10 protein-coding genes are annotated in these 7,263 nt (G+C 71.3%); 7 read left to right on the forward strand and 3 right to left on the reverse strand.

The window, feature by feature from the left end; genetic code table 11:
* Positions 1–861, forward strand: an 861-nt coding sequence (locus tag ACKOB8_RS00580; RefSeq protein WP_526374574.1) for a M20/M25/M40 family metallo-hydrolase, incomplete at its 5' end; no start/stop codon positions are given.
* A gap of 29 nt (positions 862–890) precedes the next feature.
* Positions 891–1,421 (forward strand): YbhB/YbcL family Raf kinase inhibitor-like protein, encoded by a 531-nt coding sequence (locus ACKOB8_RS00585; protein WP_526374576.1) that lies wholly within the window; start codon positions 891–893, stop codon positions 1,419–1,421.
* Here ACKOB8_RS00585 and ACKOB8_RS00590 read toward each other — a convergent pair.
* Genes ACKOB8_RS00590 through ACKOB8_RS00600 form a run of 3 tightly spaced genes read right to left on the reverse strand, consistent with a single transcriptional unit; the run spans position 1,418 to position 3,770 of the window.
* A complete protein-coding gene (locus ACKOB8_RS00590; protein WP_526374590.1) occupies positions 1,418–2,479 on the reverse strand; it encodes a quinone-dependent dihydroorotate dehydrogenase in 1,062 nt (353 codons plus the stop codon). The two genes, ACKOB8_RS00585 and ACKOB8_RS00590, sit on opposite strands and share 4 nt — an antisense overlap.
* Positions 2,479–2,736: a DUF5703 family protein gene (locus ACKOB8_RS00595; RefSeq protein ID WP_526374578.1), complete on the reverse strand. Its 258-nt coding sequence runs from the start codon at positions 2,734–2,736 to the stop codon at positions 2,479–2,481. Before ACKOB8_RS00595 ends, ACKOB8_RS00590 begins: the two co-directional genes overlap by 1 nt.
* The gene (locus tag ACKOB8_RS00600; protein WP_526374580.1) at positions 2,733–3,770 is read right to left on the reverse strand and encodes a YncE family protein; all 1,038 of its coding nucleotides are present in this window, start codon (positions 3,768–3,770) and stop codon (positions 2,733–2,735) included. The genes ACKOB8_RS00595 and ACKOB8_RS00600 overlap by 4 nt, the downstream gene beginning before the upstream one ends.
* Positions 3,771–3,889: 119 nt before the next feature.
* On the opposite strand from ACKOB8_RS00600, the gene ACKOB8_RS00605 reads away from it, so the two are divergent.
* The 5 genes from ACKOB8_RS00605 to ACKOB8_RS00625 form a co-directional block, all read left to right on the forward strand.
* Positions 3,890–4,216, forward strand: coding sequence for a hypothetical protein (locus ACKOB8_RS00605; RefSeq protein WP_526374582.1), 327 nt, complete (start codon positions 3,890–3,892; stop codon positions 4,214–4,216).
* Positions 4,217–4,271: 55 nt separating this feature from the next.
* On the forward strand, positions 4,272–5,105 hold the full coding sequence (locus tag ACKOB8_RS00610; RefSeq protein ID WP_526374592.1) for an undecaprenyl-diphosphate phosphatase: 834 nt from the start codon (positions 4,272–4,274) through the stop codon (positions 5,103–5,105).
* A gap of 29 nt (positions 5,106–5,134) precedes the next feature.
* The gene (locus ACKOB8_RS00615) at positions 5,135–5,827 is read left to right on the forward strand and encodes a histidine phosphatase family protein (protein ID WP_526374584.1); all 693 of its coding nucleotides are present in this window, start codon (positions 5,135–5,137) and stop codon (positions 5,825–5,827) included.
* A 79-nt stretch (positions 5,828–5,906) separates the two neighbouring features.
* Positions 5,907–6,515 (forward strand): Rv2134c family protein, encoded by a 609-nt coding sequence (locus ACKOB8_RS00620; RefSeq protein WP_526374586.1) that lies wholly within the window; start codon positions 5,907–5,909, stop codon positions 6,513–6,515.
* Positions 6,512–7,263, forward strand: a 752-nt coding sequence (locus ACKOB8_RS00625) for an Rv2133c family protein (protein ID WP_526374588.1), incomplete at its 3' end; no start/stop codon positions are given. The genes ACKOB8_RS00620 and ACKOB8_RS00625, both read left to right, overlap by 4 nt.

The following is a 7,263-nucleotide window of genomic DNA, read 5'->3' on the forward strand; positions in this document are numbered from 1 at the left end:
TACGGCGCGCACTGGCTCGTCGAGCACCGCCCCGACCTCTTCGACGGCGTCAGCGAAGCGATCGGTGAAGTCGGCGGATTCTCGGTCACGGTGCCGCGCCGCGACGGCGGCGAGCGACGGCTGTATCTCATCGAGACCGCGGAGAAGGGTCTGCTGTGGATGCGGCTGACCGCCCGCGGCCGGGCCGGGCACGGCTCGATGGTCAGCGACGACAACGCCGTCACCGCCATCGCCGATGCGGTGGCCCGGCTCGGCCGCCATCAGTTCCCGATGATTCTCACCGACACCGTCGCCCAGTTCCTGGCCGCGGTGTCCGAGGAGACCGGGCTGCCCTTCGACACCGACGACCTGGAAGGCTCGGTCGCCAAGCTGGGTCCGATGGCCCGCATGCTGGGCGCGACGCTTCGCGACACCGCCAACCCGACCATGCTGCGGGCCGGGTACAAGGCCAACGTCATCCCGGCCACCGCCGAGGCGGTGATCGACTGCCGGGTGCTGCCGGGCCGGCAGGCCGCCTTCGAGCGCGAGATCGACGAGATCATCGGCCCGGGCATCACCCGGGAGTGGATCTCCGAATTGTCCTCCTACGAAACCGGTTTCGACGGCGACCTGGTGGAGGCGATGAACGCGGCCATCCTGGCCGTCGACCCGGACTCGCGGACGGTGCCCTACATGCTTTCCGGCGGCACCGACGCGAAGGCCTTCGCCAAACTCGGCATCCGCTGCTTCGGATTCGCACCGCTGCGGCTCCCGGCGGACCTCGACTTCGCCGCGCTGTTTCACGGAGTGGACGAACGTGTGCCGGTGGACGCGCTGCACTTCGGCACCCGGGTTCTCGAGCATTTCCTGACGCACTGCTGAGATCGACCGACGACACGAGAGGACTCGCCATGGCCTTCCCGTACAACCCCTACGACTACCTGCCCGAGCTGCCCACCTTCGAACTGACGAGCTCCGACGTCACCGACGGCCGTCCGCTGAAGACGGCTCAGGTCAGCGGCATCATGGGAGCGGGCGGCCAGGACCTCTCGCCCCAGCTGAGCTGGTCGGGATTTCCCGAGCAGACGCGCAGCTTCGCGGTCACCGTCTTCGACCCGGACGCCCCGACCGCGTCGGGATTCTGGCACTGGGCGGTGGCGAACCTGCCCGACACGGTCAGCGAGTTGCCCGCCGGTGCGGGTGACGGCTCGAGCCTGCCCGGGGACGCGATCACGTTGCGCAACGACGCGGGGCTGCACCGCTACGTCGGTGCCGCCCCGCCGGCCGGGCACGGCTACCACCGCTACTTCGTGGTCGTGCATGCGGTCGGGGTCGAGAAGCTCGAGATCGACGCCGATGCCAGCCCGGCTTATCTGGGCTTCAACCTGTTCATGCACTCCGTCGCGCGCGCCGTGATCCACGGCACCTACGAGCAGGCCTAGCGCGCCGCCGATCCGACGGCGGCCGCGAGACCGGTAAACCCGCCGGCATGCAGCCGTGCGGCGATCCCGTCGTGAATGTGCTTGGCCCACAGGGCGCCGCCGTAGACGAATCCGGTGTAGCCCTGCAGCAGCGACGCCCCGGCGGTGATCCGCTGCCAGGCGTCGTCGGCGGTCTCGATGCCGCCGACACTGATCAGCGTCAGGCGGTCAGCGGCGCGGGCGCGTACCCGGTGCAGCACCTGCAGGGAGCGTGCGGCCAGTGGCGGACCGGACACGCCGCCCGGCCCGAGTTCGGCTGCCCCGGGTGTGCGCAGACCCGTCCGCGACACCGTGGTGTTGGTGGCGACGATCCCGGCCAGCCCGACCTCGCCGGCCAGGTCGGTGACGGCGTCGATGTCCGGGTCGGCCAGGTCGGGGGAGATCTTCACCAGCACGGGGGTGTCGGTCTCGGCGAGCACCGCGGTCAGGATCGGCCGCAGTGCCGCCACACCCTGCAGGTCGCGAAGCCCGGGCGTGTTCGGCGAGCTGACGTTGACCACCAGATAGGCGGCCAGCGGGCCGAGCAGCCGGGCGGCGGCGGCGTACTCGGCGGCGGCCTGCGGAGCCGGTGTCGTCTTGGACTTCCCGATGTTCACCCCGATCGGGATCTCCGGGCGGTGGCGGGCCAGCCGCAGCGCCAGGTGTCCGGCACCCTCGTTGTTGAAGCCCATCCGGTTGAGCAGCGCGCGGTCGGCCGGCAGCCGGAACAGTCGGGGTGCGGGGTTTCCGGGTTGCGCCTGCATGGTCACGGTGCCGACTTCGGCGTAGCCGAATCCCATTGCGCCCCAAGTATTGAGCCCCAGGCCGTCCTTGTCGAAACCCGCGGCCAGGCCGAGCGGACCGGAAAAGCGGACCCCGAACACCGTGCTGGCCAGTACCGGGTCGGCGCTGGCCAGCCTGCGGCGCAACTGCCGGCGCGTCGCGTCGGTGGCGGTGGCACCGCGCAACGCCGCGAAGACCAGCGAGTGGATGCGTTCCGGCGGTGCCAGGAACAACGCCCGGCGCACCGCGTCGTAGATCACGGGCCCGGCTGGTCGGTTAACCGCGACCGGTCGACTGCTGTCTTGCGGCGCCGCAGCAGGATCCGCCGGCTGCCGTCGGTGTAGAGCCGCACCCGGGTCAGCTCCCAGCCGCGGTACTCGGCCTCGATCGCCAGGCGGGTCGATGCGCTGAGGCGCGTCACGTCCGGCGGCAGCCGCAGCGGAATCCACTCGTAGTCGTCGCTGAGTTCGCTCTCCCAGGCCGCGGGCAGCCCGGCGCGTTGCGGCGCGCTCACCGCTGACCCGCCGCGTCATCGATCACCTGCACGCCGGCCCCCGATCCCGAGATGACATAGAGCGTGCCCGAAGAATCGTCGAAGGCCAGCGAGTTCGGTTGCTGCACGGTCGGGTAACGCACCTTCTCCACGGGTGTTCCAGTGGACAGATCGTAGCCAACAACGGCGTTGGACGCGGTGAGCGAGACCCAGACCAGCTCGCGGGAGTGGGTCAGACCGAAGGGTGAGTCCCCGATGGGGTAGGCCTGCCGTGCGATCAACGGGTCGACGCCGAAGACCAGCAGTTGCCCGCCGCGGGTGTCGGTGACCAGCACCCACCCTCGCGGATCGGCGACCAGGGTGGTCGCCCCCAGCCCGGCGCGCAGCGCCTGGCGGCGCGAACTGTCCGGAACCAGCGCGGTCACCGAGGTCTGACCGCGGTCGAGGACGACGGCGGTGTCACCGACGGTGACGATGGCGTCCACCCGGGAGAAGAGGGCCGCCGTGCGGGTGACGGCCAGGTCCGCGCCCAGGGTGTAGGCCGTCCCGTCCGCGCTGCCGAGAACCAGCCGCCCGTCGGCACGGCGGGCCACGGCGGTGAACTCGGTGTCCGCTTCGCCATCGATCGCCGTTCGTTTCGCCGTCGCGGAGGCCATGTCGACGGTGAAGAAACCGCCCCGGGTCGCCGCGTACACCACGCCTCGGCCGTCGCCACTGATCGGGCCCGCGGCTCCGGGCAGCGGCACCGACCGGGTCGGGTCGCCGAGGATGGTCAGCGTCGCGGGGGCCGCGCCGGGCCCGGTCGCCGGGGTGAGGACCGCCAGCGAGGCCGTGGCGGCGTCGAACACCGCAGCGGTCGGCCGCCCGGCCAGCGGCAGCACCCGGCCGGCGGGCGGGGTCGCCGGCGGGGGCGACACCGCCGCCGTCGCGGGTTCGATGGTGGGCGGCGTCCCGTCCAGCGGGTTGGATTCGCAGCCGGCGGCCAGCACGGCCCCGGCCAGGAGCACCGGCGCACCCAGGCGCAGCACCGCGGCGCGGCGTCGGCGGTGCGGCAACGGGCGGCTCCCCGGGTGGAGTCGGATCGGGATGTCGATCTGGTGACAGTTGTCACGATTCTAGGTTCCGCTGCACCGAACCGGCACCGCAGCTCCATAAGTGACGTTATGGTGGCGCCATGACCTCGGCGTCGGCAGCGTCTCCCGGGTCCGGCCCGGGCGAGATCGTCATCGAGGACCTGATCACCGGGTTCCTCTCCAGCGGCTTCGGACAACTCGGCGACGGCCGCAGCTTCTCGTTCCAGGTGCACCGCGGCCAGCTGACGGTGGAGATCTACCGTCCACGGCTGACCGGACCGGTTCCGGTGCCCGAGGATGTCGTGGCCACCGCCGTGCGGGTGCCGGCCGATCTCGACGTCGACGACGAGCGCAGCATCACCGCCGCGGTCCGCGACGCCCTCGCCGCCGCCGAACCGGTGGCGCGCCCGGCGGCCCTGTCCGCCTGAGCCGCCTGTCCCGGCGGCGGTGCGCGGTACGGTCAGCGGCGTGGACGGCGCACCGATGTCCTGGCTGCAGGTCGTCGTGTTGTCGGTCGTGCAGGGGCTCACGGAGTTTCTGCCGGTCTCCTCCTCGGGACATCTGGCGATCGTGTCGCGGCTGTTCTTCGCCGACGACGCGGGCGCCTCATTCACCGCCGTCTCCCAGCTGGGCACCGAAGCGGCGGTGCTGGTGTACTTCGCGCGCGACATCGGCCGCATCGTGACCGCGTGGCTGCGCGGTCTGCGGTCGCCCGTCCACCGCGACAACCCCGACTACCGGATGGGCTGGTTCGTGCTCCTCGGCACGGCCCCGATCCTCGTCGTGGGCGCGGTGTTCACCGAGGTGATTCGCACCGACGTGCGCAACCTGTGGGTGATCGCGACCGCGATGCTGGTGTTCTCGTTCGTGATCGCCGCCGCGGAGTACTTCGGCCGGCAGAACCGCCACGCCGCTCAGCTGACCTGGCGTGACGCGCTGACCGTCGGTTCCGCGCAGTGCCTGGCGCTGGTGCCCGGTGTGTCTCGTTCAGGGGCCACCATCAGCGCCGGCCTGCTGCTCGGTCTGGACCGCCCGCTGGCGGCGAGGTTCGGCTTCCTGCTGGCTGTCCCGGCGGTGTTCGCCTCCGGGTTGTTCTCGCTGCCCGACGCCTTCGACCCGGTCGGCGCCGGGATGAGCGCGACCGGACCACAGCTGCTGGTCTCGGTGCTGATCGCCTTCGGGGTCGGGCTGGCTGCCATCGCGTGGCTGCTGCGCTTTCTGGTCCACCACGCGATGTACTGGTTCGTCGGCTACCGCCTGGTGCTGTCGCTCACGGTGCTCGCCCTGCTCGCGTCGGGGACGCTGGCCGCCACCTGAGGGTCACCGGCTGTCAGAATGGCCGGGACATGACCGTCATCCTGCTGCGCCACGCCAGGTCGGTGGCCAATACCGCACACACCCTGGCCGGGCGATCCGAGGGTGTCGAGCTCGACGAGAAGGGCTACGGCCAAGCCGGTGATCTGGTCGACCGCCTCGCCGGACTGCCCATCACGGCGCTGGTGCGCTCCCCGCTGCTGAGATGCCGGCTCACGCTGGAACCGCTGGCCGCGGCCCTCGGGCTCGACCCGCTCGTCGAGGAGCGCCTGTGCGAGGTCGACTACGGGCAGTGGACCGGGCGCAAACTCGGCGAGCTGGTGTCCGAACCGCTGTGGGCGGTCGTCCAGCAGCAGCCCAGCGCCGCCGTCTTCCCCGACGGGGAGGGACTCGCCGACGTGCAGGCGCGTTCGGTGGCCGCGGTGCGCGAGCACGACCGCCGGCTCGCCGAGGAACACGGCGCCGACGCGCTGTGGGTGGCCTGCACCCACGGTGACGTGATCAAGGCCGTCGTCGCCGACGCGTTGGGCGCGCACCTGGACAGCTTCCAGCGGATCACGGTGGATCCGGCGTCGCTGAGCGTGATCCGCTACACCTCGGTGCGGCCCTTCGTCGTGCACGTCAACCACACCGGCGCGCAGTTCGCCTCGGCGCTGACCGCCCCGCCGGCCGCGCCGGGCGAGAGCGACGCCGCCGACGCGGTGGTCGGCGGCGCCACGGACTGACGTCCCGGTCACCCGCAGCGGGTCGCCGCCGCGTGGAAACTGTGGCCGCGCTGGTTCTGCCGGTATTTTGGACGTGATCATGGCCCGCGCAATCCACGTCTTCCGCACTCCGGACCGGTTTGTCGCCGGGACGGTGGGTCAGCCCGGGAACCGAACCTTCTATCTGCAGGCGGTCCACGACAGCCGGGTGGTCTCGGTGATGTGCGAGAAACAGCAGGTCGCGGTGCTCGCCGAGCGGATCGGGGCGCTGCTGGCCGAGGTGAACCGCCGGTTCGGCACCCCGCTGCCACCCGAGGCCGACGTCGACGACCTCAGCCCGCTGGTCACCCCGGTGGATGCGGAGTTCCGGGTCGGGACCATGGGTCTGGGCTGGGACGCCGAGGCCCAGAACGTGGTCGTGGAACTGCTGGCGGTCAGCGACACCGCCTTCGACGCCTCGGTGATCCTCGACGACTCCGAGGAGGGGCCCGACGCCGTGCGGGTGTTCCTGTCCCCGGAGTCCGCGCGCCAGTTCGCGGCCCGCTCGCACCGGGTGATCTCCGCGGGCCGGCCGCCCTGCCCGCTGTGCGACGAACCGCTGGATCCGGAGGGTCACCTCTGCGTGCGCGCCAACGGATACCGCCGTGGGTCGCTGGGTGAATCAGTCGAGCCCGACGACTCCGACGACTCCGACGATCTCGAGCCGTGACCCCGACGGCCGCTGGGCGCGAGACGCTGCAGCGCGGCGAGTTGACCGTGCTGGGCCGGATCCGCTCGGCGAGCAACGCGACGTTCCTCTGCGAGGCCAGCCTCGGCGAGACCACACTGCACTGCATTTACAAGCCGGTCGCCGGCGAGCAGCCGCTGTGGGATTTCCCCGACGGCACACTGGCCGGCCGCGAGCTTGCGTCCTATCTGGTGTCCGATGCGCTGAATTGGGACCTTGTGCCGCACACCATCATTCGGGAAGGGCCGGCCGGGCGGGGGATGCTGCAGCTGTGGATCGAGCAGCCCGGGGACTCCGAGGATGAAGATCCCGGCCGCGCGCTGGTCGATCTGTGCCCGGTCGACGCCGTCCCGCCCGGTTACCTGTCGGTGCTCAGGGCCTACGACTACTCCGGGGGCGAGGTGACCCTGGTGCACGCCGATGATCCGCAGTTGCGTCGGATGGCGGTTTTCGACGTCATCGTCAACAACGCCGACCGCAAGGGCGGCCACATCCTGTCCGGACTCGACGGCAGGGTCTACGGGGTGGATCACGGGGTGTCGTTGCACGTGCACGACAAGCTGCGCACCGTGCTGTGGGGCTGGGCGGGCAAGCCCATCGACAGCGACACGCTGGCCGACGTCGCACGGCTGAACGATCGCCTGGGCGGCGATCTGGGGACCGCGGTGCGCCAACACATCACCGCCGCCGAATTGGCCGCGTTGCGGCGGCGCATCTCCGCTCTGCTCGA

Source organism: Mycobacterium sp., assembly GCF_046091765.1.
Classification (GTDB): domain Bacteria; phylum Actinomycetota; class Actinomycetes; order Mycobacteriales; family Mycobacteriaceae; genus Mycobacterium.